The organism is Enterocloster sp. OA13 (assembly GCF_022440595.1).
GTDB lineage: Bacteria > Bacillota > Clostridia > Lachnospirales > Lachnospiraceae > Enterocloster > Enterocloster hominis.
This window is the reverse complement of sequence record NZ_JAKNTF010000001.1, coordinates 4,427,623-4,452,521: the sequence shown is the minus strand read 5'-3', so window position 1 is coordinate 4,452,521 and position 24,899 is coordinate 4,427,623. Positions and strand designations below refer to the sequence as shown.

The 24,899-nt window shown below is 54.2% G+C and carries 23 protein-coding genes; 18 read left to right on the top strand and 5 right to left on the bottom strand.

The genetic code is table 11. From position 1 onward, the window contains the following. Nucleotides 1–78: 78 nt before the first annotated feature. Nucleotides 79–765 carry a cyclic nucleotide-binding domain-containing protein gene (locus MCJ35_RS19730; protein WP_008719515.1) on the bottom strand — a complete coding sequence of 229 codons (687 nt, stop codon included), beginning with the start codon at nucleotides 763–765 and terminating at the stop codon, nucleotides 79–81. 234 nt (nucleotides 766–999) lie between these two features. On the opposite strand from MCJ35_RS19730, the gene MCJ35_RS19725 reads away from it, so the two are divergent. The 6 genes from MCJ35_RS19725 to MCJ35_RS19700 are packed head-to-tail and all read left to right on the top strand — an operon-like array spanning nucleotide 1,000 to nucleotide 5,907. Next, a complete protein-coding gene (locus MCJ35_RS19725; protein ID WP_025485726.1) occupies nucleotides 1,000–1,914 on the top strand; it encodes a phosphate/phosphite/phosphonate ABC transporter substrate-binding protein in 915 nt (304 codons plus the stop codon). Nucleotides 1,915–1,937: 23 nt separating this feature from the next. Next, nucleotides 1,938–2,711, top strand: a complete 774-nt coding sequence (phnC, locus tag MCJ35_RS19720) for a phosphonate ABC transporter ATP-binding protein (protein WP_025485727.1) — start codon at nucleotides 1,938–1,940, stop codon at nucleotides 2,709–2,711. Next, nucleotides 2,701–3,480: a phosphonate ABC transporter, permease protein PhnE gene (gene phnE / locus MCJ35_RS19715; RefSeq protein ID WP_008719510.1), complete on the top strand. Its 780-nt coding sequence runs from the start codon at nucleotides 2,701–2,703 to the stop codon at nucleotides 3,478–3,480. The genes phnC and phnE (MCJ35_RS19715) overlap by 11 nt, the downstream gene beginning before the upstream one ends. Further along, nucleotides 3,477–4,259 (top strand): phosphonate ABC transporter, permease protein PhnE, encoded by a 783-nt coding sequence (phnE, locus tag MCJ35_RS19710; protein ID WP_008719508.1) that lies wholly within the window; start codon nucleotides 3,477–3,479, stop codon nucleotides 4,257–4,259. Before phnE (MCJ35_RS19715) ends, phnE (MCJ35_RS19710) begins: the two co-directional genes overlap by 4 nt. 17 nt (nucleotides 4,260–4,276) lie before the next feature. Then, nucleotides 4,277–5,143, top strand: a complete 867-nt coding sequence (locus MCJ35_RS19705; protein WP_025485728.1) for a metallophosphoesterase family protein — start codon at nucleotides 4,277–4,279, stop codon at nucleotides 5,141–5,143. 38 nt (nucleotides 5,144–5,181) lie between these two features. Continuing rightward, a complete protein-coding gene (locus tag MCJ35_RS19700) occupies nucleotides 5,182–5,907 on the top strand; it encodes a phosphatase (protein WP_025485729.1) in 726 nt (241 codons plus the stop codon). On the opposite strand, the gene MCJ35_RS19695 is transcribed toward MCJ35_RS19700, so the two are convergent. Continuing rightward, the gene (locus tag MCJ35_RS19695) at nucleotides 5,870–6,754 is read right to left on the bottom strand and encodes a DUF6179 domain-containing protein (protein ID WP_025485731.1); all 885 of its coding nucleotides are present in this window, start codon (nucleotides 6,752–6,754) and stop codon (nucleotides 5,870–5,872) included. The genes MCJ35_RS19700 and MCJ35_RS19695 overlap by 38 nt on opposite strands. Before the next feature lie 50 nt (nucleotides 6,755–6,804). Continuing rightward, the gene (locus MCJ35_RS19690; RefSeq protein ID WP_025485732.1) at nucleotides 6,805–7,353 is read right to left on the bottom strand and encodes a DUF6323 family protein; all 549 of its coding nucleotides are present in this window, start codon (nucleotides 7,351–7,353) and stop codon (nucleotides 6,805–6,807) included. A 245-nt stretch (nucleotides 7,354–7,598) separates the two neighbouring features. Here MCJ35_RS19690 and MCJ35_RS19685 point away from each other — a divergent pair, with 245 nt between their 5' ends. The 11 genes from MCJ35_RS19685 (at nucleotide 7,599) to MCJ35_RS19635 (ending at nucleotide 21,140) form a co-directional block, all read left to right on the top strand. Beyond that, on the top strand, nucleotides 7,599–8,078 hold the full coding sequence (locus tag MCJ35_RS19685) for a GNAT family N-acetyltransferase (RefSeq protein ID WP_025485733.1): 480 nt from the start codon (nucleotides 7,599–7,601) through the stop codon (nucleotides 8,076–8,078). Between the two features lie 53 nt (nucleotides 8,079–8,131). Further along, nucleotides 8,132–8,512 (top strand): ACT domain-containing protein, encoded by a 381-nt coding sequence (locus MCJ35_RS19680; protein ID WP_025485734.1) that lies wholly within the window; start codon nucleotides 8,132–8,134, stop codon nucleotides 8,510–8,512. A 22-nt stretch (nucleotides 8,513–8,534) separates the two neighbouring features. Then, nucleotides 8,535–10,577, top strand: coding sequence for a M28 family peptidase (locus tag MCJ35_RS19675; RefSeq protein WP_025485735.1), 2,043 nt, complete (start codon nucleotides 8,535–8,537; stop codon nucleotides 10,575–10,577). Nucleotides 10,578–10,621: 44 nt separating this feature from the next. After that, a complete protein-coding gene (locus tag MCJ35_RS19670; protein ID WP_008719493.1) occupies nucleotides 10,622–11,257 on the top strand; it encodes a GNAT family N-acetyltransferase in 636 nt (211 codons plus the stop codon). Nucleotides 11,258–11,357: 100 nt separating this feature from the next. After that, nucleotides 11,358–12,332, top strand: coding sequence for a hypothetical protein (locus MCJ35_RS19665; protein ID WP_008719491.1), 975 nt, complete (start codon nucleotides 11,358–11,360; stop codon nucleotides 12,330–12,332). Between the two features lie 215 nt (nucleotides 12,333–12,547). Further along, nucleotides 12,548–13,894, top strand: a complete 1,347-nt coding sequence (locus MCJ35_RS19660; protein ID WP_330507694.1) for an HD-GYP domain-containing protein — start codon at nucleotides 12,548–12,550, stop codon at nucleotides 13,892–13,894. A gap of 160 nt (nucleotides 13,895–14,054) precedes the next feature. Beyond that, nucleotides 14,055–15,140 carry a 3-isopropylmalate dehydrogenase gene (leuB, locus tag MCJ35_RS19655; protein ID WP_025485739.1) on the top strand — a complete coding sequence of 362 codons (1,086 nt, stop codon included), beginning with the start codon at nucleotides 14,055–14,057 and terminating at the stop codon, nucleotides 15,138–15,140. 52 nt (nucleotides 15,141–15,192) lie between these two features. Further along, entirely contained in the window at nucleotides 15,193–16,857 is a 1,665-nt protein-coding gene (ilvD, locus tag MCJ35_RS19650) for a dihydroxy-acid dehydratase (RefSeq protein WP_025485741.1), read from the top strand. A 38-nt stretch (nucleotides 16,858–16,895) separates the two neighbouring features. Next, the gene (gene ilvB / locus MCJ35_RS19645) at nucleotides 16,896–18,578 is read left to right on the top strand and encodes a biosynthetic-type acetolactate synthase large subunit (RefSeq protein ID WP_025485742.1); all 1,683 of its coding nucleotides are present in this window, start codon (nucleotides 16,896–16,898) and stop codon (nucleotides 18,576–18,578) included. A 250-nt stretch (nucleotides 18,579–18,828) separates the two neighbouring features. After that, complete coding sequence (gene serC / locus MCJ35_RS19640; RefSeq protein WP_025485743.1) at nucleotides 18,829–19,914, top strand: 3-phosphoserine/phosphohydroxythreonine transaminase; 1,086 nt, start codon at nucleotides 18,829–18,831, stop codon at nucleotides 19,912–19,914. Nucleotides 19,915–19,976: 62 nt separating this feature from the next. Then, the gene (locus tag MCJ35_RS19635; RefSeq protein ID WP_025485744.1) at nucleotides 19,977–21,140 is read left to right on the top strand and encodes a phosphoglycerate dehydrogenase; all 1,164 of its coding nucleotides are present in this window, start codon (nucleotides 19,977–19,979) and stop codon (nucleotides 21,138–21,140) included. Between the two features lie 197 nt (nucleotides 21,141–21,337). Here the strand turns inward: MCJ35_RS19635 and MCJ35_RS32220 are convergent, their stop codons facing one another. Continuing rightward, the gene (locus MCJ35_RS32220) at nucleotides 21,338–21,403 is read right to left on the bottom strand and encodes a DUF6783 domain-containing protein (protein ID WP_353656125.1); all 66 of its coding nucleotides are present in this window, start codon (nucleotides 21,401–21,403) and stop codon (nucleotides 21,338–21,340) included. 50 nt (nucleotides 21,404–21,453) lie between these two features. Between MCJ35_RS32220 and MCJ35_RS19630 the strand changes: the two genes are divergently transcribed. After that, nucleotides 21,454–22,692: a DUF1015 domain-containing protein gene (locus tag MCJ35_RS19630; RefSeq protein WP_025485745.1), complete on the top strand. Its 1,239-nt coding sequence runs from the start codon at nucleotides 21,454–21,456 to the stop codon at nucleotides 22,690–22,692. Nucleotides 22,693–22,798: 106 nt separating this feature from the next. Here MCJ35_RS19630 and MCJ35_RS19625 read toward each other — a convergent pair whose 3' ends face one another. Continuing rightward, nucleotides 22,799–24,715, bottom strand: a complete 1,917-nt coding sequence (locus tag MCJ35_RS19625) for a sigma 54-interacting transcriptional regulator (protein ID WP_240299623.1) — start codon at nucleotides 24,713–24,715, stop codon at nucleotides 22,799–22,801. Between the last annotated feature and the right edge of the window lie 184 nt (nucleotides 24,716–24,899).

Genomic DNA, 24,899 nt, shown 5'->3' with positions numbered 1-24,899 from the left:
ACGCAGACCGCCCGGACAGGGCGGCGCGCCGGAGGCCTTTTTTATGTCAGGGCGTATTTGAATCCCCATTCCCGCCTTTTAAGGCTGGGGATTACCTATCACCAGTGTCCCGTTCGCAATCTCCCCCAGCCGAGTCCCGTCCATGATGACATAGCAGTTCCTGGCCTTCTTTAAGATCCCCATGGCGCAGAAGCATTTTAACATCCGTAAGAGATGGCGGTAGCTGGTGTTGAGGATATCCGCACAGTTGGTCAGCTGGAAGGTGAACATCTGGCCGATGGAGTATTCCAGGATAAAGCGGGAGAGCCGTACCTCCAGTGGGTCGGACAGGGTCTGGGAAAGTTCGTTTTCCGTGTTCAGCTTGCAGGTGAGGATCTGGCATATATTCTGGAGGAACAGCAGGTCATTGAGCAGAAGCTGGCGGTACTTTGTCAGGTTGATGCCGATGCAGGTGCAACGGGTCATGGCCCTTACGCTGCGGCAGGGCGCCATCTGCCAGAGGGATGCTGCCTCGCCGATAATGGTGAACTGGTGGCAGTAGCTGATACAGGTGCTCTTATCATTGGTGGAGCAGGCGGAAATGATGACCTCGCCGTTCACAAGGAAGCACAGGTAGTCGGCCGGGTATCCGGCTTCCACCAGGTATTCGTTCTTGTCAAACAGGAGCAGCTCCGAGATGGAGAAAATATCGGCAGACATATATGTCTCAAGATGGTTGTCCCGGATATAGGAATGCAGTTTTTTCTCATCGTGGTCCCGTTTCATGTCTGTCCTCCCCCTTTCGTTTCATGTCCTGCTTCCCCCATTATAGTCAACGCCGGGGCATGCCGCAAGAGCGGGAAGGCGTTTTTTGGAAAATTGGGGTAAAATGCAGGTAAACATTGTACAAAATGTGACATAGGTCATTTTGCGTTCCTGAGACAGTCTGATATACTTGCTGTGAACTACATTGAAACAGACAAAGAAAACAGCGGTATCATCGAAAGGAGAAACAGGGACATGAAAAAGAAGGTTGTGGTCTGTATGGCAGCACTGGGGTTAAGCCTGCTGACATTGGCGGGATGTGGTAAAAAGGAGGCGTCGGCAGACGCAAAGGAGCTGAACGTCCAGTTCGTGCCAACGAATAACGACGGTTCCATGGAGGCAAAGGCAAAGCCATTCGCACAATACCTGTCCGGGAAACTGGGATGCAAGGTAAATGTGACGCTGGCAACGGATTACTCCACCATTGTGGAAGCCATGGCTTCGGGAAAGGTGGATATCGGGATCATGCCTCCTGCCGCATATGTGCAGGCAAGGGACCAGAAGGCGGCAGAAGCAATCCTCACTTCACAGCTTGGCGCTTACAACCATGAGACAGGTCTTCCTGAGGAGGGGAAGCTCAGCGGCACATTTAAGGGAGAGGTGCTTGTCAGGGCAGACAGCGACCTTCAGACGCTGGAGGATTTAAAGGGGAAAAGGATTGCCACATTAAGCCCTAATTCAGCCAGCGGCTATATCTATCCGGTTGCGGAGATGAAGGACCTGGGTATGGATCCGGCCAAGGACTGCACCCTGACCACGGTCAACGATATCCCAAGCGAGATGACGGCTGTGTTAAGCGGACAGCAGGATGCATGTTTTGTATTTGAGGGAGCCAGGAACGTGTTTGCGTCCAAGTTCTCAGACCAGGACCTGCTTAAGGACCTGAGGGTGCTCTACCTCACGGAGGGGGACATTCCCAATGACGCCATTGCGGTCCGGACAGGGATGGAGCCGGAGTTAAAGGCAAAGGTCAGGGAAGTGTTCCTGAACATGAAGGATGATGAGGCGGGCCAGGAGGCCATGTCTTTGTGGAACCACAAGGGGTATGAGGAAGCGGATGATTCCGTTTACGATACGGTAAAGGACTATACGGCAAAGGCAGCTGAGTAGGATTGGCTGGAAAGGGACGCGTCATGATTACATTTGAGCATGTATCCAAGACTTACGGCAATGGGGTAAAGGGATTGGACCAGGTGGACTTAACCATTGGGGACGGCGAGTTTGTGGCTGTCATCGGCCTCAGCGGTGCAGGTAAGAGCACCTTCTTGCGGGCCATCAACCGTCTCCACGATATCACGGAAGGGGATATCCGCATTAACGGTGTTTCGGTGACCAGTGCCGGTAAGAAGCAGCTCAGGGTCATCCGCCGCCATATCGGAATGATATCCCAGACATTTAACCTGGTCAAACGGAGCACGGTGCAGAAGAATGTCCTTTCAGGCCGCCTGGGATATTACCCCACCTGGAAAAGCATCCTGGGGATATTTTCCAAGGAAGATTATCGGCTGGCCAGCGAGGCTTTGGAAAAGGTAGGGCTGTTGGACAAGCTCCACTCCAGAAGCGATGAGCTTTCCGGCGGACAGCAGCAGCGGGTATCCATTGCCAGGACCCTGGTCCAGCAGGCGGATATCATCCTTGCCGACGAGCCGGTGGCATCCCTGGACCCGGTGACCACCAGGAAGATTCTGGAAGACCTGAGGCAGATTAACCGGAATATGGAAAAGACGGTCATCATCAACATCCACTCCGTGGAACTGGCAAAGGAGTTTGCAGGGAGGATACTGGGCTTTCAGGGCGGACGGGTGATTTTCGACGGGACGCCGGAGGAGCTGACGGCAGGGGAACTGAAACGGATTTACGGCAGGGATATCGGAAAAGAAAAGGAAGGGGCTGGCGATGAAGCTTAAAGATACCATTCATTTTAACTGGTATAAGCATCTGTTCATCGCGCTTGTCATCGGTCTGTGCGTTGCTGCAAGCGCGGCTGTTACGGAAGCGGATATCCTGGACGTGTTTGGGAACCTGGAGCAGATGTCGGGATTCCTGTCGCGTTTCCTGAGACCGGATTTTACATATATTCCCAGACTTATAGGCCCTATGATTTCCACCCTTCAGATGTCGGTGGTGGGGACAGCCCTTGGGGTGCTGTTTGCGGTGCCGGTGGCATTCCTGGGAACCACGGTGGTGACAGGAAACCGCGTGGTCACCTCAGCCATCCGGTTTTTCCTGGATATCGTGCGCACCATACCCAACCTGCTGCTGGCGGCGCTGATGGTTGCCATTGTGGGAATCGGGGAATTTACCGGTGTCATGACCATTGCCGTGTTCACCTTCGGCCTGGTCTCACAGCTGGTGTATGAGGCCATTGAAGCCATTGACGAGGGGCCTGTCGAGGCGGCGGTTTCCGTGGGTGCCAATAAGGTGCAGGTTGCGTTCTGGTCCGTGGCGCCCCAGATCATGAGCCAGGTGGCGGGCTATACCTTTTATGCCCTGGAAGTGAATGTGCGGGCCTCCGCGGTGCTGGGCTATGTGGGGGCCGGAGGAATCGGAATCATCCTCAATTCATCCCTGGCCCTGCTCCAGTATGACCGGGTGTCCATCATCATTCTCCTGATCCTTGTGGTGGTGGCGGCAGTGGACGGCCTCAGTGAAGCAATCAGAAGGAGGCTGGCATGATGACAGATAAGAGGACAAGGAAACAGTGGATGATTGCCGCGGTGGTGCTGGCAGTCCTGGTTTATTCTGCGGCTGGCATTGATTATTCGGGCCTGGCGTATTTCTCCCCTTCCATGGCAGGGGATGTGTTCCGGGGGCTGGCAAGACCGGCCTGGGCATATGTTTATGACGGAAGCGGGGAGGATTTATTAAGCCTTCTGCTGCTGACACTGGGAATTGCCTTTTTAGGCACGGCCATCGCAACGGTCCTGGCCCTGCCTATCACGCTTTTAAGTTCTGCCAATTTATGGCGCTCCTGCCCGTGGGTATCCAAGGCGGGAAAGTCTGTCTGCAATGTGCTGAGGGCATTTCCTGAACTGGTCTATGCCATCATCTTTGTGAAGATGGTGGGACCGGGGCCGTTTGCAGGCGTGCTGGCCATTGGCGTCCATCAGATCGGGATGCTGGGCAAGCTGTACACGGAGGAGATGGAGGCCATGGAGGAAAGTCCGGTGGAAGCCATGACCGCTGTGGGCGCCGGATTCTGGCAGACCATGTTCTTTGCAAGGATACCGCAGCTGATGCCCATATACAGCTCCCTTTCCCTGAACCATTTTGAGATTGCGGTGAGAAGCGCTTCCACCCTGGGACTGGTGGGGGCGGGAGGCATCGGGGCGCCGCTGGTATTTGCCATCCAGGCCAGGAACTGGGATAAGGTGAGTGTCATACTTATAGGCGTGGTTGTGGCAGTGTTTGCCATTGACAGCCTGGCCGGATTTATCCGCAAGAAGCTGAAATAAAAGGAAGGTTATAGGAAATGTACATTTTACATCTGTCGGACATCCATTACCGGAGGGAATTGGGCCGCCGGAAAGAGGCGGACCGGGGCCGGGCGGACGGTGAAGATAAGCAACATGAAAGTGGGGGCCGGTTGGCCGGGCCGGACGGATATCAGGCCATGCTGTCCGCCATGCAGAATCCCCTGGTTTTTCTGGATGACTGTCTGGACAGGGCGGCCAGGGACTGGAAAACAATCGACCTTGTGGTCATCACCGGGGATTTGACTGAGGATGGGACGGCGGAGGATTACCGGTGCCTGAAACATCATATACGGGAGAGGGTAGGGGATATCCCCCTGGTGGTGACACTGGGGAACCACGATAATAAAAGGAGTTTCCGGGAAGGCTGGCTGGAGGAAATGGGTTCTGCCCCATACAATACAATCCGTTGGGTGGGCGGCACGGCCGTGATTGCCTTTGACACCTCGGTCCAGGGAGTGCCGGACGGCCGTATGGATGACAGGCAGGCGGCGTGGCTTGAGCGGGCTTTGGATGCAGTGGGCAGGAATCCGTCCATACTGGTGACCCATCATCATCTGCTGCCTGAACAGGGACAGATCCCGCCCCTGCCTGAAAGCGGGAAGCTGTTGTCGCTGATTGGGAACAGCGGGGTCTGCTTGATCCTCTGCGGCCACACCCACCATCATCATGCGGGCCAGGCGGCGGGGCGTTCCTGCCATGTAGCGGACAGCCTGTCCTTTTGCGGGGATGACATGGGCGGGGGACAGGTGCGTTTCCAGGAAAAGTATGGTTTTAATGTTTACAGGATGGAAGATGGGATGGTCAGGATGTGCAGAAGCGAAACCTTTGCCAATGGCCGTATCCTGGGCACCCTGACGTTTTAGGGACGTAAGGGTGCGGTTTTATTTTAGGAGGTAAGGAAATGGGATTTGTTTTAGATACACATACGCATACCATTGCCAGCGCCCACGCCTATTCCACGGTAGCGGAAATGGCAAAGGCCGCCGGGGACAGGGGGCTTTTACTGCTGGCAATCACGGACCATGGGCCTGCCCTGGCCGACTCCAGCGACAGGCTGCATTTTATGAACTATCATGTGCTTCCAAAGGAAATGCATGGGGTACGCATGCTTTATGGAGTGGAACTTAACATACTGGACTTTGAGGGGAATGTGGATCTGGATGAGGATATCCTGAAACGGCAGGATATATGCATTGCCAGTTTCCATACGGCCTGTACCAATGCCGGGACCATGGAGGAGAATACCCAGGCTTATCTAAAGGCAATGGAAAACCCTTATGTCAATATCATCGGTCACCCGGAGGACGGTTATATCCCGGTGGACTTTGAACGCCTGGTGAAAAAAGCAAAGGAGCAGAAGGTCCTGCTGGAAATCAACAATTCATCTGTAAAAACTGCATTTTACCGCCTGAATACCAGGGAGAACATGAAGGCCATGCTGGAGCTGTGCAGACAGTATGAGGTTCATGTCACCCTTGGCACGGATGCCCATTACGCCGGGGCTGTTGGCGTATTTGACCAGGCGGCAGAGGTGCTTCGGGAAGTGGATTTTCCCTTGGAGCTGGTGGCGAATACCTCAATCGGGACATTTACGGAGCTTCTGGACCGGAGGAAGGCATGTCCATGAAAAATACCGCGTCCAGGCAATTGTTGTCAATTCCGTTTTTTATCCGGGCAGCGTAGCCCGGGGCGGCTTTTTCAAAATAGGCGGCCGGCGGCCGGTCCGCGGCCGTATGTCCCGCAGCCCCATACCCGGCAGCCTCGTGGATTGCAGAGGTGACACAGGCAGTGATTCCGTCCATGCCCGCACGGCTGAACCTTGCGCGGATCCTGCCGGGGTGGGGCTGTACCGGCACCGGGTCATCCGGGGCCTGTTTGGAAAGCACGCATCCCACCACATGGAGAAGCACGGGGCTGCACAGGTTATCCAGGTACAGCTCCTTATATTCCGGCGATATCTGGCTGAGGATCCGGCGGACCGCATCGGGATGGAAGCGGTTCAGGAACTGCATCTCGGTCCATATCCCCTTCAGGTACCCGAAGATCAGGTCAACCCCGCATAAGGGAGGATTGCCGCACAGCAGGGGATAGTCCAGGCTCAGTATATGTCTGCCGGGAGCAAAGACCGGGTCATAATGCAGGAAGAATTCCGGCATGCCTTTTTGGATGGTGTCCCGGTAATTCATACACCCATAGTCCTCAAAATCCCGGATGATGGCATCATAGAGAACCCTGGCCCTGCGCGCCTTTTCCATGACCAGTCCGGCGCCCCGCCGGTAAATCTCCCGTGCCCCGGGCATATGGCCCGGGCTTATGACTGCATTTCCCTCGTTCCCGCATTCTTTCATGCAGTACAGCACGGCTTCCATCAGGGCGCCTGCTGTTTCGTAGGTCACGGAACTGCTTTCCTTAGACGTGTAGCGGTCAGCCAGTTCTGCGGCCAGGGGCAGAAGCTGTTCAATCTGATAATTCAATTGTATTCCTCCTTTTTGTCAGGTCGTGGGAAATGCAATGATTCCCCGGGTTACCGCCAGCACAGGTCTTTCAGCGCTTCCATATATAAGTCTGCATCCCAGCGCGTTTCCTGGTTGAAGCCATGATAGGAACCGCGTCCGTCCGTGCCATGGAAGCCGGTGTATCCGGCCCTTATCCCGGCGGCCAGACGGCTAAGGCATGTTTCCTCCAGGTAGCTGGCATCGCCAAAGCACACGCCGTCAAACTGCTCCCGCATGAAATTCAGGAGTTCCTGGTCCGTCATCCGGTCCGAGGTCTCATTTTTAAATTCATAGAAGATATCCTGAAGCTGTTGGAGCGTTTCGGCATAGTTGTCCTGATTCAGATACGGGGAATCGCAGAAAGTCCAGATGAGGGATGTAAGGATGCTCTTCCCAAATTCCACGCGCCGCCATTTCCTAAGGCTTTCGTTCCTGCATGCAGCCAGTTCGCGGGCCTCTTTTTGCGACAGGGACAGTCCGAAGGATTCCGTCTTCTGATTGAATGAAACAAGGTCTGCCAGTTCCTGCTTCTCCTTTTCCTGAAGCAGTATTTCGTAGATGGTTCTGTTCTCTTGCATATACGCCTCCTCCTTATAGTGGAAACTCATTATACGGCTGCCGCGATGTCATTACAAGTCTTGTATATCAGCTGTTTTTGTGGTATTATAAAGGTGGGAAACATAGGAGGATACGATGATTTCATCCAGCACGCAGGCGGCTGGGTGTTTTTTTGTCCTGTAAGATGCAGCCAATACTATGCATTCGTCCGGCTATCAGGTATAATAGGGGATGACAATATCGGGCGCACAGGAGGGAATCATCAATGGACCTATTATATAGAAAGGCAGGCATCCGGGACCTGGACATGCTGACTGAGACGAGGATCCAGGTGCTGAGGGCGGCCAACCATCTGGATGAGACAGTTGATATGTCAAAGGTCAGGCAGGAATCGTATGACTATTATGCGCAGGCCCTTAGGGACGGCACCCACACCGCCTATCTGGTCTTTGACGGGGACCGGTTTGCAGGGGCGGGAGGTGTCAGCTTCTACCGGGTCATGCCCACCTGCCATAATCCCACGGGCTGGAAGGCGTACATCATGAACATGTATACCCACCCGGATTACCGGAGGCAGGGGATCGCGTATCATACGCTGGATCTGTTAGTGAAGGAGGCCAGGCGGGCCGGTATCCCATTCATTACGCTGGAAGCCACCAGTATGGGCAGGCCGTTGTATGAAAAGTACGGGTTCGTGGGAATGCGGGATGAGATGGAACTGCCGGGGGGTGCCCTGGACGCGTGATGGGAAGAAGCACCGTGCCGGGAATCAGACATATGGAAGGGAGAGGATCATAAATGGAAATAAAAGTGATTGACGGGGATTTTTCAGTATGCAAGGTTGAGGATTTATCCCAGGTAAACCTGGACCGGGATTTTTATTTCATCGGGAAGACAGATGAGGAGCTGTCGCTGGTATGCAGGACAGGGGACGTTCCCCAGACTACGGTTTCCAGGGAGGATGGCTTTAAGGCGTTCCGGATTCAGGGGGAACTGGATTTCTCCCTGATTGGCATACTTGCCAGGATATCGGACATACTTGCCAGGCAGGAAATCGGCATTTTTGTGGTGTCAACCTACAACACGGATTATGTCCTGACCAAAGGCGCTCAATTTGACCAGGCCCTCAAGGCCCTGGAGGAGGAAGGATATCAGGTCTGCCCCGCGGTATGTTCATGATTTGACTTAGAGGTGATGGAACGTGAGGACATTGGAGGAATGGGAAGAAGCCCTGGCCCTGGCCGTGGACACGGATTATTCCTACGGGCTGGCCAGACGGATGGAGGCATTTAAGACCAATGCCGTGCTGGGCTACCGGACCGCGGGTTCCAGGGCGGAGTGGGAAACCGGGGAAATGCTTTTACGGGAAATGCAGGCCCTGGGACTGCGTGATGTGCATAAGGACAGGATCCGGGTGGACGGCTGGGAATTTGAGAAGGCCGTGATGCGTTTCACGGACGGACAGGGGCAGGAGCATGAGTTTCAGCTGGGGGCCTACCAGACTGATTTCCATACCCATGGTTTTGAGGCATTTTCCATGGTCTATCTGGGTAAGGGAACGGCGGAGTCCTACCGGAACGTGGATGTGGAAGGGAAGCTGGTGCTGATAGATATCAACCAGCGGGACGGGTGGTGGATTAATTTCCCCGTGTACCAGGCCCATATTAAGGGGGCCGCGGCCCTGGTGGCGGTCCAGGAACAGGGGTATGGGGAAATCCATGACACGGCCCTCAATGCCCAGGACATCGCGGGGCCTGAGGATGCGGCTGCATTTTCCATCTCCAGGGCAGATGCGGATATCATCCGGGCCTCCATGATTGATAATGAAGCCCGGGTGATGTTCGATGCGTGCTCCACGGTAACACGTGGGTGTGGGGATTATAATATCGTGGGATGCATACCCGGCCAGGAGGAAGATGGGAAGATACTTCTGTCCGCCCATTATGACTCCTACTTCAGCGGGTTCCAGGACGATAACGCGGCCGTGGCCATGATGCTTGGGATTGCAAGGGCCATCCTTGCCATCGGCTACAGGCCGAGGAAGACATTGGTTTTCTGTGCCATGGCCGCGGAAGAGTGGGGCGTGGCCGGATCCAAGTATGACTGGTCCACCGGGGCTTATGAGCAGGTGTTTACGGCCTGTCCCGGCTGGCAGGGCCAGGTAATCGCGGATTTGAACTTTGAATTGCCGGCCCATGCCCACGGCAGGAAGGATGGGGTGCGCTGCACCTATGAATACGTGGATTTCCTGGAGGAGTTCCTCTGCGGGATAAAGGCGGACGGGCAGGCCTACCCGGACGGGGTGGAGGTGGTGTATCCGATCCAGACCTGGTCCGACGATTTTTCCATGGCCATTGCGGGAATCCCTTCCATGGTCAATGACTTCAGCGCAGGGGAATTCATGGAAACCCATTATCATTCCCAGTATGACAATGAGAATTTTTACCAGGAACCCGTGTACCGGTTCCACCATGAACTGTATGGGAGGCTGGTCCTTGCCCTGGACCGGACGGCGGTGGTCCCTCTGGATTTCAGACGCCTGTTTGAAGCGGTTAAGGAGAGCGTGGACCCTGGAACGTGCGAAAGGACAGGCGCGGACCGGAAGACACTCTTTGCCGCCATTGACCGGACCGCCGCACTTGGCGGGAGACTGTATGATATCATTAAGGATAAGAACCGCTGTTACAGGGAAATGCTCAGGTCCGGCAGGGAGGAGGAAGCCGGGCGCCTTGCCGCCTCCTGCCGGGAACTTAACAGGGCGCTTCTGGGGGCGTTCAGGAAGGAACAGGACTATTTTGTCCGCCTGAACTGGCATGATGAGGTGCTGTTCCCCCAGGAAGCGGTCCAGAACAACCTGAAGGCTGTCTCAAGGGCAATGGACTGTCTTGGGACAGGGGATGTGCGGGGAGCGCTGGAAGCGGTGTATGGGATTGATAATAACAGGTACGCGTTCCTGTTTGACAGGGAGGTGTTCTGCTACTTTACGGAATATGTGCTGGACCAGCCCGCCGGCCGGCTGAAATGGGGGGCTGGCAGGATTGTCCACCATGAGAACCTGTTTGGACTTGTCACAGGGCTTAAGGCAAAAAGCTGCGAAGGAGCGCCGGACCTTGAGGGGGAAATGCAGACCCTCAAGCAGGTGGCGGGGCGGCAGGCGCTGTGCTACAGGGATGATATTAAATATATGACGGCCTGTGTGGAAAAAATGGCCCAGGCGCTTATGGGCTGCATGGATCTGGCATGACAGGCCGGATGATACGAAGAGAGGAAAAGAGGTAGGATTTTATTATGGAAAGCCAGAAGCTTTACAGGGTTGGGAAGGAAGATTTCCCTAAACTGGAGGAATTGCTGACACAATGCTTTTTAAGTGACCCGCTGTACTGCAGGCTGATACCGGACCAGGAGACAAGGACACGGCTGATGCCGGAGCTGTTCGAATGTGACCTGACGGAATTCTTTGAAACATGTGAGATCTATTCGGACAGCCCGGATATGAATGCCCTGCTGGTGGTTTCGGATGAATCGGAACCGTATAATCCGTTTACATATTATCTCACGGAGGCATGGGCGCGTATCCGCACGGACGAGTACCTGATCAAGGAGGACCCAAGCCTTAAGACGCTGTGGAATTTCGTGCAGGGAAGGGATTACCTGAATTCCAGGTGGACGGCCCAGCTGCACCAGGAGAACCGGCTGCATATCATCTATCTGGCGGTGCGCCCCAGCATGCAGCACCACGGGCTGGGGGCCATGCTTCTTGAGGAGGTGATCCGATATGCCAAAAACCACGGTTTGATGATATCCCTGGAAACCCATAACCCGGACAATGTGCCCCTTTATGAGCATTTTGGGTTCAAGGTCTTTGGCGTGGTCCAGAAGCATTTCCCATTAAAGCAGTATTGCCTTATCAGGGAGGTGCAGTAGGGCTTTTTACCATATGGGAATTGTAAGGAAATCTTTATTGACATACCATGTGAATCTGGATAAAGTAAGGGTATGACTGAGTTTGTAAAGGAGGAGTATCATGTTTCGTATGAAGAAAAGGGTGGTCCTTGGACTGCTGGCAGGCGTGATGGCCGCATCCATGGCCGTGCCGTCCTATGCTGCCAGCCGTAAGGCGATTAAGTCCATCTCCCTGACCATTAAAGCCAACATCCAGCCGGAGACGGATTTCGGCCAGGAGGAAATCGAGATTGAGAGCAACAGCAACAAGTATTCCGTGGACGGATATGACATATTGAATGACGATTTTGAGTGGCGGGATGATTCGGTGCCCAGGATCCAGATCACACTGACCGCGGAGGATGATTATTATTTCCAGTCCCTTCCAAAGGACAAGATTACCTTAAAAGGGGGAGCCACGTTCATCAAGGCCACCCGCCAGGATTCCAGTTCCACCCTGCTTATGGATGTGGAGCTTCCGTCCCTTCAGACCGCAATCCGCGATGTGGAGAACCTGAAGCTTTCAGATAACGGCATCGCCTCCTGGGACGCCATCAGCGCTGCGGGAAGCTATGAAGTGAGGATTTACCGGGATGACAAGGCCGTGGGTTCCTCCATGGTGGTGGACACCAACAGCTGCAACTGCCGCGACCGGATGACGAAGGGGGATACCTCCTATACCGTAAAGGTACGCCCGGTAAGCCGGTTTGAGGATGGTGAAAGAGGGGAATGGGTTGAATCCGCCAGTGTCTATATAACCGGGGACAAGGCGGCGGAGTTCAGGGATAACCCCACCGGAGGAAGCGGCGCCTGGGCCCAGTCACCGGAAAACGGCAGATGGTGGTATGATAACGGCGACGGGACCTATCCCGCCAATGCCTGGAAGCAGGTTGGGGACAAGTGGTATTTCTTTGATGCCCAGGGCTATATGCAGACCGGCTGGATCCAGTGGGAGGGCAAGGAGTATTACTGTTCTGAGAACGGGGATATGCAGGTCAACTGCATGACGCCGGACAATTACTGGGTTGGTGAGGACGGGGCTAAGATAATCCAGTAGCGCCAGGCTGGTGAAGACAGGGCCAGGATGGGCCGGCGGCGCCGGGGCATTCAGGACACGGTAAGGACAGGCCTTATGAATGAATATGCGACAGACAGGATGCTGCAGGGATGGATTCCATCTTCTGCAGCATTTTCCATATGGGGGAAAACTGGTTATATTTTCCGATATTAGTTGATTTATACCTGCTTTTATGTAAGAATACAGGGAGGGAAATGAAAAAACAGGCTGCCAGCAACCGGGTTCTGGTACAGCCGGAAAGAGGGAAGTCCATGTACGATTACATTCTTCCGGTAAGCAACAAGGACATTATAAGTATTGCCAAGCGCGCGTTCAATTTGGTGGATCCCAGGCTCATGGGCCATGGGGAGCGGGTTGCCAATATCATGTTCCAGATGATGAAGGCGGAGGGGGGATATACCCCTGTACAGATGAGGAACCTCCTCACCCTGGCCGTGCTTCACGACATCGGGGCGTACAAGACAGACGAAATTGACCATATGGTGGAGTTTGAGACAAAACATGTCTGGAACCATTCCATTTACGGCTATCTGTTCCTGGATTATTTTTCACTGTTTAAGGAACTGTCCAAGGTGGTCCTGTTCCACCACTCTTCCTGGAAACAGCTGGAGAACATGGACGATGTGTCTGAACCGGTTAAGAAGGCGGCCCAGATGCTGCAGCTGGCGGACCGCCTGGATATTTACTTTGAGAATCCTAAGAACCGCATGGGCAGGGAACCCTTCCTCACTTACCTGGAGCGGGAGAGGGACAGGAAGTTCTCCTCAGAGGTCATCGACCTGCTGCTGGATACGCCCCTGGTCCCGCCTTCCTGCGATTACATAGGGATTTCCCCCCAGTTTGACCGGATAATGGAAACAGTCCCGTTTACAGAGGAGGAGAAGGAGTCCATCCTCCAGATGCTGATATACGCCATTGATTTCAGAAGCCCCCACACGGTTACCCATACCATAACCACCTCGGTCATCAGTTCCGAGCTGGCCATCCTGCTGTGCGGACAGAAGCATGCGGTAAATGACGTCATGTGCGGGGCCATGCTGCATGACCTGGGGAAAATCGGCATACCGGTTGAAATCCTGGAATACCCTGGGAAGCTGAGCCCCCAGGCCATGAACGTGATGAGGAACCATGTGAACCTGACAGAGTATATCCTGGGGGACAGTGTTTCGGACGCGGTGAAGAACATCGCATTGCGCCACCATGAGAAGCTGGATGGATCCGGTTACCCCAGGGGACTCCGGGCAGCGGACCTGAATGTGCCGCAGAGGATCGTGGCCATTGCAGATATTGTCAGCGCCCTTACAGGCACCAGGAGTTACAAAGGGGCTTATTCCAAGAACAGGACCCTGGGCGTCCTGACCGGCATGGCGGAGCAGGGACTGTTGGACAGCGGGATTGTGGGACTGCTGGTGGAACGCTATGATGAGATCATGGATTCGGTTCGGGAAAAGACAGGCCCGCTTCTGGAAAAGTACCAGGAAATGCAGGACAGGTACTGGGAAATCCTGTATCAGTTAGAGGAAAAAGAGGGGGAGCCATAACTTTTGTTCATGTCAATAATTCCAAACTTGTATATTTGACTATGGGGAAAATAATCGTGAAAGGTTGAAATAAGACTTTAAATGATATATGATTGTAAGAAATCGTATTATTCTGGATAACCATAACCAGAGAGAATAGAAGACAGGGGAGATATGCAAGATGGATTATAATGTTACTGTGATTCCGGGTGACGGAATCGGACCGGAGATTGTAAGGGAAGCAAAAAAGGTCATGGATAAGGTGGGAGCGGTCTACGGACACACCTTTGACTATACAGAGATCCTGATGGGCGGCTGTTCCATCGATGCCTATGGGGTCCCGCTGACAGAGGAGGCCCTGGAGACGGCAAGAAAGAGCGACGCGGTGCTGTTAGGCGCGGTGGGTGGCGATGTGGGCAACTCCAGATGGTATGACGTGGCGCCTGATCTGAGACCCGAGGCAGGTCTTCTGGCCATCCGCAAGGGACTGGGGCTGTTTGCCAACATCCGTCCTGCTTACCTCTATAAGGAACTGGCGGAGGCCTGCCCCCTTAAGAAGGAAATCATCGGCAACGGGTTTGACATGGTCATCATGAGGGAACTGACAGGCGGCCTTTATTTTGGTGACAGGTGGACCAAAGAGGTGGACGGCCTGATGACGGCAACCGACACCCTTACATACAATGAAAAGGAAATCAGGCGTATTGCCGTCAAGGCATTTGACATTGCCATGAAGCGCAGGAAGAAGGTAACCAGCGTGGATAAGGCCAATGTGCTGGATTCCTCCCGGTTATGGCGCAAGGTGGTGGAAGAGGTTGCAAAGGATTACCCGGAAGTGGAGCTTTCCCATATGCTGGTTGACAACTGCGCCATGCAGCTGGTCATGAACCCGGGCCAGTTTGACGTAATCCTTACGGAGAACATGTTCGGCGATATCCTTTCGGATGAGGCCAGCATGATTACCGGATCCATCGGAATGCTGTCCAGCGCCAGCATGAATGAGAGCAGGTTCGGCCTTTACGAGCCAAGCCATGGATCGGCCCCGGATATTGCGGGTAAGGATATTGCCAATCCGCTGGCAACCATACTGTCGGCGGCCATGCTTTTAAGATATTCCTTTGACCTGGATAAGGAAGCGGACGCCATTGAGGCAGCCGTGCAGTCCGTGCTCACGGACGGGTACAGGACAGGGGATATCATGTCGGAGGGATGCACCCGGGTGGGAACCGCGGCCATGGGGGATCTGATTGCGGGGCGTATCCGGTAGACGGTGAGGATGACGGATAAGATAGAACCAGATAAGTGAAAGGGGATACAACATGAAAAGTGATGCAGTGAAGACAGGTATGCAGCAGGCGCCCCACAGGTCCCTGTTCAACGCCCTTGGTATGACGGAAGAAGAGATGAAGAAGCCCATGGTGGGCATTGTAAGTTCCTATAATGAGATTGTTCCCGGCCATATGAACCTGGATAAGATTGTTGAGGCAGTGAAGCTGGGTGTTGCCATGGCAGGCGGCACCCCGGTGGTGTTCCCGGCCATTGCGGTGTGCGACGGCATTGCCATGGGCCACATCGGGATGAAGTATTCCCTGGTGACCAGGGACCTGATTGCGGATTCCACCGAATGCATGGCCCTGGCCCATCAGTTTGACGCCCTGGTCATGATTCCCAACTGCGATAAGAATGTCCCCGGCCTTCTGATGGCGGCGGCCAGGATTAATGTGCCCACCGTATTTGTCAGCGGCGGCCCCATGCTGGCAGGCCATGTTAAGGGCCACAAGACCAGCCTTTCCAGCATGTTCGAGGCTGTGGGCGCATATGCCGCGGGCAATATGTCGGAGGAGGACGTAAGGGAATTTGAGAACAAGGCATGTCCTACCTGCGGTTCCTGTTCCGGCATGTACACTGCCAACAGCATGAACTGCCTGACAGAGGTGCTGGGCATGGGGCTGAAGGGCAACGGGACCATTCCCGCCGTATATTCCGAGCGCATCAAGCTGGCAAAGCATGCAGGGATGCAGGTGATGGAGATGTACCGGCAGGATATCCGTCCAAAGGACATCATGACCAGGGAAGCGTTCATGAACGCCCTGACCATGGATATGGCTCTGGGCTGCTCCACCAACAGCATGCTCCATCTTCCGGCCATTGCCCATGAGGCAGGGGTTGAGCTGAACGTGGACATTGCCAATGAAATCAGTGCAAAGACACCGAACCTGTGCCATCTGGCGCCGGCAGGACCTACTTATATAGAAGATTTGAATGAAGCCGGCGGCATCTACGCTGTCATGAATGAGATCAGCAAGAAGGGCCTTCTTAACCTGGACTGCATGACCGTCACGGGTAAGACCGTGGGCGAGAACATAAAGGGCTGTGTCAACAAGAACCCGGATGTCATCCGTCCGGTGGAGGACCCATACAGTGAGACCGGCGGTATCGCCATCCTAAGAGGCAACCTGGCTCCGGATTCCGCGGTTGTGAAACGTTCCGCAGTGGCCCCTGAGATGCTGAAGCATGAAGGGCCTGCAAGGGTGTTTGACTGCGAGGAGGACGCCATTGACGCCATCAAGGGCGGCAAGATCAAGGCGGGGGACGTGGTGGTCATCCGTTACGAGGGACCAAAGGGCGGCCCGGGCATGAGGGAGATGCTCAATCCCACTTCCGCCATTGCGGGCATGGGACTTGGCTCATCCGTGGCCCTGATTACGGACGGACGTTTCTCAGGCGCATCCAGGGGGGCATCCATCGGCCATACTTCTCCTGAGGCGGCTGTGGGCGGACCCATTGCCCTTGTGGAGGAAGGCGACATCATTTCCATTGATATTGACAACCATCAGATGAATGTCCTGGTTCCGGATGAAGAGATGGCTGCGAGAAAGGCAAAGTGGCAGCCAAGGACACCTCAGGTGACAACGGGCTACCTGGCAAGGTACGCATCCCTTGTGACATCGGCTGACAGGGGCGCTGTGCTGCAGGTTAAATAGGGCACGGAACAGATAACGAGAAAAGGAGTGCGGTAATTATGAGTAAATTGACGGGGGCAGAGATTGTAGTTGAGTGTTTGAAGGAACAGGGAGTGGACACCGTGTTCGGTTATCCGGGCGGTTCCATCCTGAATATATATGACGCATTGTACCAGCATCAGGATGAGATTACCCATATCCTTACATCCCATGAGCAGGGCGCTGCCCATGCGGCGGACGGCTATGCAAGGGCCACCGGCAAGGTGGGCGTGTGCCTGGCGACCTCGGGACCCGGGGCAACCAACCTGGTCACGGGTATTGCAACCGCTTACATGGACTCTGTTCCGGTGGTGGCCATTACCTGTAATGTGACCAACAGCCTTTTGGGCAAGGACAGCTTCCAGGAGATTGATATTACGGGCGTGACCATGCCCATTACCAAATATAATTTCATTGTTAAGGACGTGAACCGTCTGGCAACGGTCATCCGCAGGGCCTTTACCATTGCCCAGACAGGGCGCCCCGGCCCGGTACTGGTGGATATCACCAAGGATGTGACGGCGGCTCCCTGCGAGTATGAGAGGGAAGAGCCGGAGGAAATCGTGCGCCAGAGCGATACCATCCGGGAGGAGGACATGGAGCGGGCCATCGAGATAATCCGCAAGTCCAAGCAGCCGTTCATCTTTGTGGGCGGCGGCGCCGTACTGTCCAATGCGGCTGAGGAACTGAGGGCATTTGCCCACAAGATCCAGGCCCCGGTGGCGGACAGCCTGATGGGCAAGGGCGCATTTGACGGATGCGATGAGCTGTACACCGGGATGGTGGGCATGCACGGCACCAAGACATCCAACTTCGGCATCACGGAGGCAGACCTTCTGATCGTGGTCGGCGCCAGGTTCAGCGACCGGGTGACCGGCAATGCATCCAAGTTTGCCAAGAACGCAAAGATACTCCAGCTGGATATTGACCCGGCTGAGATCAATAAGAACATCAAGGTGGATGCCAGCATCATCGGCGACGTGAAGGTCATCCTGCGCAAGCTCAATGCCCGCCTTGACCCCATTAACCATGACGAGTGGATTGCCCATATCGAGCGCATGAAGGATATGTATCCCCTGCGCTATGACAAGAACATGCTCACCGGACCGTTCATCATACAGACGGTCAATGAGGTGACCCAGGGCGATGCGGTCATTGTCACTGAGGTGGGACAGCACCAGATGTGGGCCGCCCAGTATTACAATTACCGCCAGCCAAGGACCCTCCTTACCTCCGGCGGCCTGGGTACCATGGGCTACGGCCTGGGGGCTGCCATCGGCGCCAAGATGGGCTGCAGGGATAAGACGGTCATCAATATTGCAGGGGACGGCTGTTTCCGCATGAACATGAATGAGATAGCCACGGCTACCCGCTATAATATCCCTGTGGTGGAACTGATTGTGAACAACCATGTGCTGGGCATGGTGCGCCAGTGGCAGACCCTCTTCTACGGCAAACGCTACTCACAGACCATACTCAATGATTCCGTGGATTTTGTGAAGCTTGCAGAGGCCATGGGGGCAAAGGCGTACAGGGTAACACAGAAGGAGGAACTGGAGCCGACCCTAAGGGAGGCCATTTCCCTTAATGTGCCTGTTGTCATTGACTGCCAGATCAGCTGTGATGACAAGGTATTCCCAATGGTATCGCCGGGAGCGCCAATCGCAGATGCTTTTGACGATACAGACTTGAAAATTAATTAAAAACAGTGTATAGTAGTCTTTAATACTTCGGGAACGTTATCAGATTACCTTGGTAAAGTGCACGGAAGTAATGGGACGGATGTACGATGTGTATACGTTCAGACGGCTTCCTCTTATGCTGGCCCGGGGCGTGTCGCGGAATGGAATTCCGGACATATTCCCCCAAGGGCTGCATAGGTGGAAGTCATCTGTGTATATATATAAAAGAGGAAATGTGCAGTAGCCACAACCATTTAAGGAGGAGAACAAGATGAGCAGAGTTTACAATTTCTCAGCAGGACCGGCCGTATTGCCGGAGGACGTCCTGAAGGAAGCCGCAGCAGAGATGCTGGATTACAAGGGGACAGGAATGTCAGTGATGGAGATGAGCCATCGATCTCGGGCCTATGACGCCATCATTAAAGATGCTGAATCAGATCTGCGGGATCTCTTACATATTCCGGACAATTACAAAGTGCTGTTCCTTCAGGGAGGCGCATCCCAGCAGTTTGCCATGGTGCCCATGAACCTGATGAAGAACAAGGTGGCGGATTACATCGTGACCGGGCAGTGGGCCAAGAAGGCGTATCAGGAAGGACAGATGTACGGCAGGGCCAATGCCATTGCTTCCAGCGCGGATAAGACCTTCAGCTACATTCCGGACTGTTCCGACCTGGACGTATCAGAGGACGCCGATTATGTATACATCTGCGAGAACAACACCATCTATGGAACCAAGTTCTGGACCCTTCCCAACACCAAGGGTAAACTTCTGGTGGCCGACCAGTCATCCTGTTTCCTGTCCGAACCGGTTGACGTGGCTAAGTACGGCCTGATCTTTGCCGGGGCACAGAAGAATGTGGGACCGGCCGGAACCGTTATCGTAATCATAAGGGAAGACCTGGTGGATGAGGATGTATTCCCGGGGACCCCCACCATGCTCCGCTATAAGACCCATGTGGACGCAGGATCCCTGTACAATACACCGCCGACCTACGGCATTTACATGTGCGGCAAGGTGTTCAAGTGGCTGAAGGCCAGGGGCGGCCTGGAGGCCATGAAGGAATTCAATGAGAAAAAGGCTAAGATTCTGTACGATTTCCTGGATCAGAGCAGGCTGTTTAAGGGGACCGTGGAGAAGAAGGACCGCTCCCTGATGAATGTTCCCTTTGTTACGGGGGATGATGAACTGGATGCCCTGTTTGTAAAGGAGTCCAAGGCAGCAGGCTTTGAGAACCTGAAGGGCCACAGGACCGTAGGCGGCATGCGCGCCAGCATTTACAATGCAATGCCCATGGAAGGCGTGGAGAAGCTGGTTGCATTCATGGCTGGTTTTGAGGAGAAACATGGCAGATAGGAGCCGGCACGGCATGGTATAAGTGTTGGTAATGAGTTTCGGTGAAGAGGAGAGTAATAATTATGAAAAAGATCCATTGCTTAAATCCAATAGCAAAATGTGGCACTGAGTTATTTCCCGCTGATTATGAGCTGACAGCCGATGTGGCTGAGGCTGACGGCATACTGGTCCGCAGCGCGTCCATGCATGACATGGAGTTCCCCGGGAACCTGAAGGCGGTGGGCCGCGCAGGCGCAGGCGTGAACAACATCCCGCTGGATGCGTGCGCAGAGGCTGGAATCGTGGTATTCAACACACCGGGCGCCAATGCCAACGGCGTGAAGGAACTTGTGATTGCGGGTATGCTGATGGCCTCCAGGGATATTGTGGGCGGCATCGAGTGGTGCAGGGCCAATGCCGAGGATGACAACATCACAAAGGATACGGAGAAGAGCAAGAAGGCATTTGCGGGATGTGAGATCAAGGGGAAGAAGCTGGGCGTTGTGGGCCTGGGCGCAATCGGCGCAGAGGTCGCCAATGCAGCCACCCATCTGGGGATGGAAGTCTATGGATATGATCCTTACATATCGGTCAACGCAGCATGGAGGCTGTCCAGGAATGTAAAGCATATCACCAATGTGGACACCATTTTCCAGGACTGCGATTATATCACCATCCATGTGCCGCTGCTGGATTCCACCAAGGGCATGATTAATTCGGAAAAACTGGAGATGATGAAGGACGGGGTGGTAATCCTCAACTTTTCCAGGGATACGCTGGTCAATGACGACGACATGGCCGCTGCACTGGAGTCGGGCAAGGTCCGCTACTACGTAAGCGACTTCCCCAACCCCAAGGTTGCCAATATGAAGAATGTGATCCTGATGCCCCACCTGGGCGCATCCACCCAGGAGTCCGAGGACAACTGCGCGGTGATGGCCGTGAAGGAGATAACGGATTATCTGGAGAACGGCAATATCAGGAATTCCGTGAATTATCCATCCTGCGACATGGGAATCTGCCAGACGGAAAGCCGTGTGGCCGTACTGCACATGAACATCCCCAACATGATCGGCCAGGTGACCGGAACACTGGCTTCCCAGGGCGTGAATATTTCCGACATGACCAATAAGAGCCGTGATAAATACGCTTATACCCTGCTGGACCTGGAGCATAAGGCAGAGGAGTCAACCATTGAGAAGCTGAGGGCCATCAAGGGAGTCCTCAGGGTGCGCGTGGTAAAATAAAAAACGTGAGCTGCTGGCAGGAGAAGTCATGCCAGTACATTGGTATATTATATTAGGGCTTTCATGGCTGGGAAACCTGCTGTGGGGGCCTTAGAGCCTGTTTGAAAATTCATTCCCGCCATCTGCCCTAAGGAATCCACCAGAGGTACCCCCTTAGGACAAAGCACGCCCCACTTCGCGGTATATTTGGCCCCGATTCAGTCAGCGTAGCCCGCAACGCCTCCATCATCGGGACCAAATCTCCCACGAAGTGGGACGCACATCTGACGGAAAGCAATTTTCAAACACGCTCTAGTAGAAAAGGAGATAGGATATGGCGATTGTAAGACCGTTTGTGTGTGTCAGGCCGGAGGCCGGGAAGGCGGATAAGGTGGCTGCGCTTCCCTATGACGTATATAACAGGAAGGAAGCATGTGAGGCAGTGAAGGGGAATCCCCTTTCCTTCCTGAACATTGACAGGGCTGAAACCCAGTTCCCGGATGATGTGGATACGTATGATGACAGGGTATATGTAAAGGCAAGGGAGATACTGGACAGACAGATTGAAGAAGGCGTGTATGTGACGGATGGGGAAGAGGATTACTATCTGTATGAGCTGACCATGGATGGGCGCAGCCAGACCGGGGTGGTGGCCTGCTGTTCCATCGACGATTATGTGGGCGGTGTGATTAAAAAGCATGAGAATACACGGGAGGACAAGGAGATTGACCGTATCCGCCATGTGGATACCACCAATGCCCATACCGGCCCCATATTCCTGGCCTACAGGCAGGATGAGGCCGTGAAGGAGATTGTGGCCCAGGTTAAGTCCGGCCAGCCCATCTATGACTTTGTGTCGGATGACGGAATCGGGCACAGGGTGTGGGTGATTGGGGACAGGGCAATGGTCCGGGCTGTGCAGGATGCATTTGGGAGGATACCTGCAACCTATATTGCGGACGGACATCACAGGGCGGCCTCCGCTGTGAAGGTAGGGCTTAAGAGACGGGAGGAGAATCCGGGGTATACAGGCGAGGAACCCTTTAATTACTTCCTGTCCGTGCTGTTCCCGGATGAGGAGCTGATGATACTGCCTTATAACCGGGTGGTGAAGGATTTAAACGGGATGGACCGGGAAGGGTTCTTAAAGGCCGCAGCGGAGCGGTTTTGCATAGAGGAACTGGGAACGGAAGCTTTTTCACCTGAGGAAAAGGGGACCTTCGGCATGTTCCTGGAAGGAAAGTGGTACTGCCTGAAAGCCAGGCCGGAATACATGAGCAATGACCCGGTGGATGGACTGGATGTGTCCATACTCCAGGACCATCTGCTGGATCCCGTGCTGGGCATCGGTGACCCGCGTACGGATAAGCGGGTGGACTTCATAGGTGGTATCCGGGGACTTAAGGAGCTGGAGCGCCGCTGCCATGAAGACATGAAAGTGGCCTTCTCCATGTATCCCACTTCCATCCGTGAACTGCTGGAGGTTGCGGATGCAGGGCGGCTCATGCCGCCTAAGTCTACCTGGTTTGAGCCGAAGCTGCGGAGCGGGTTGTTTATCCACAGGCTGGGGTAGGATGAGGCCTGATGGTACGGAAAAAGAAAAAAGATAATATGGAAGACGGGCAGCGGACGGATGTTTTGATGCATTCATCCGCTGCCCGTCTTTTATATTATCAGGATCAACCCTCTATGTGGTACTCCTTCATCTTCCTCCAAAGGGTGGAACGGCTCATGCCCAGCATGGCAGCGGCCTGTCCCTTGTTGAAGCGGCAGGAGGACAGGGCTTCCATGATCTGGCTGTCTTCTGTGGAGGCGGCGGGAACGGAAACGGTCTGGGAGGGGTGGCATTCAGGGAAAGCCAGCCTGGCGCATTCAAGATCAATATGGCCGTTGCTGCATAAGACGGCCATGCGTTCGCAGATATTGAATAAATGGCGTATATTGCCGGTCCAGTCGGCCCGGCACAGGAACTGGATGACTTCCGGCCCCGTCGTGATGCCGGGGAAGTTCCTGTTCATGTATCTGGAGATCAGGAGAGGGATGTCCTCCCTGTGCTGGTTCAGGGGCGGTATGTTTATCCTGAGCACATCCAGGCGGTAGAACAGGTCTTCCCGGAACTGGTTGCTGCGGACCAGGCTTTCCAGGTTCTTATTGGTGGCTGCAATGATGCGGATATCCACATGGATGACGGAATCGCCCCCGACCCGCATGATCTCGCGTTCCTGGAGCACCCTCAGGAGCTTGGCCTGGAGCGGCAGGGGGATTTCCCCGATTTCATCCAGGAAGATGGTGCCTGTGTGGGCCAGTTCAAACAACCCGGCTTTTCCGTTTTTACGCGCCCCGGTAAAGGCTCCCGTGACATAGCCGAACAGTTCGCTTTCAAGCAGCGTGTCCGGGATTGCCGCGCAGTTTACCGCCACAAAGGGACAGAGGCTGCGGCTGCTGGCATTATGGATGCTTTGGGCCAGCACTTCTTTTCCGGTTCCGCTTTCCCCTATAAGGAGTATGTTGGAGTTTGTCTGGCTGTATTTCCTGGCAGTGCGGATGACGGATGCCATTGCGGGGGCCGTACCCACCATATCGTCAAAGGTCAGCTTCGCAACAAGGCCTTTGTCATAGATCTGTTTGCGTATATCGCCTTCCAGGGACTGGATTTCATTGACCAGCTGGATGTTTACAATGGAACCGGATAAGAATGCCTGGGTCCTTACAAAGGTCTTGCTGATGCTCAGCAGGGTGCGGTTATGCTGGAGGAGTTTATTGGTGTATTCGCTGTTGTCGGATAATATGTTTTTCAGCTCAAGGGGAAATGGAAAATCAATGATCCGTTTCCCGATACAGCTGTTGTCCAGGCCGAAGATGGACTGGGCTTTTTTATTGACCGTGGTAACGCGCCTGGAAGGGTCGATGAAGATGATGCCGTCATGGGAGATATCCAGTATGGTCTGAAGGCGCATGGATTTCTCCTGTTCCTTGCGGAAGATGAGCAGGGCGCGCTTGGCAGAAGACAGGGCGTCCCAGAATGCTTCCTTGCTGGTTTCGATAAGCATGTTGGGGATATGTATCATCTGTGCGTAACGGCAGGTGTTCAGCCCTCCGATGATGACCTCGCATCCTTCGCGGACTGCCTGGTCCACCAGGGCCTCGTTGTTCCAGTTGGGGGAGAGAAGGTATGTTTTGATGGGGGCGTCACACAGGTCGGATAAGCCCGTGATGCCTGCCAGCATGTTTCCTGCTGCAATGATCCCAATCTGTTTCTGTCCGTAGCGCTGTGTGCAGTTGCGGATGGTCCGCAGGATATCCGCAGTGGGGACCGAGATCCGGACCACAGGGATGTCGCCCGGGAGATTGGCCAGTATCTGGGCCAGGAGGCCGCGGGTGAGGATGATATCGGCGTCTATCTGCACGTGTCCGGTATCGGAGTTGTTCATGATGATTTCGTCCATGACATAGGTTTCGGAATCTTCCTGTCCATGGAACTGGTTGTGCTGGCTCAATATCTGTGCGGCATCTGCTATGAAGTTTTCACAGGGCACCACAAGGGCTATCTTTACCATGATTTCCTGTTCCTTTCCGGAAAGCGGTTCTGCTTCCATATATCGTTTTTATCATGATATCACATCTAACGGAAGAATAAAACAATATATTTCATATAAGACAAAAAGTTGCAACATTATGAAATATACACTGAGAAAGGATGAAGGGGGAGGGAGGATAAGATATGGGATTAGTGCCCAAAACTATGAGTATTTTTTGTATAGGTTATATAAAAAAGGAGGA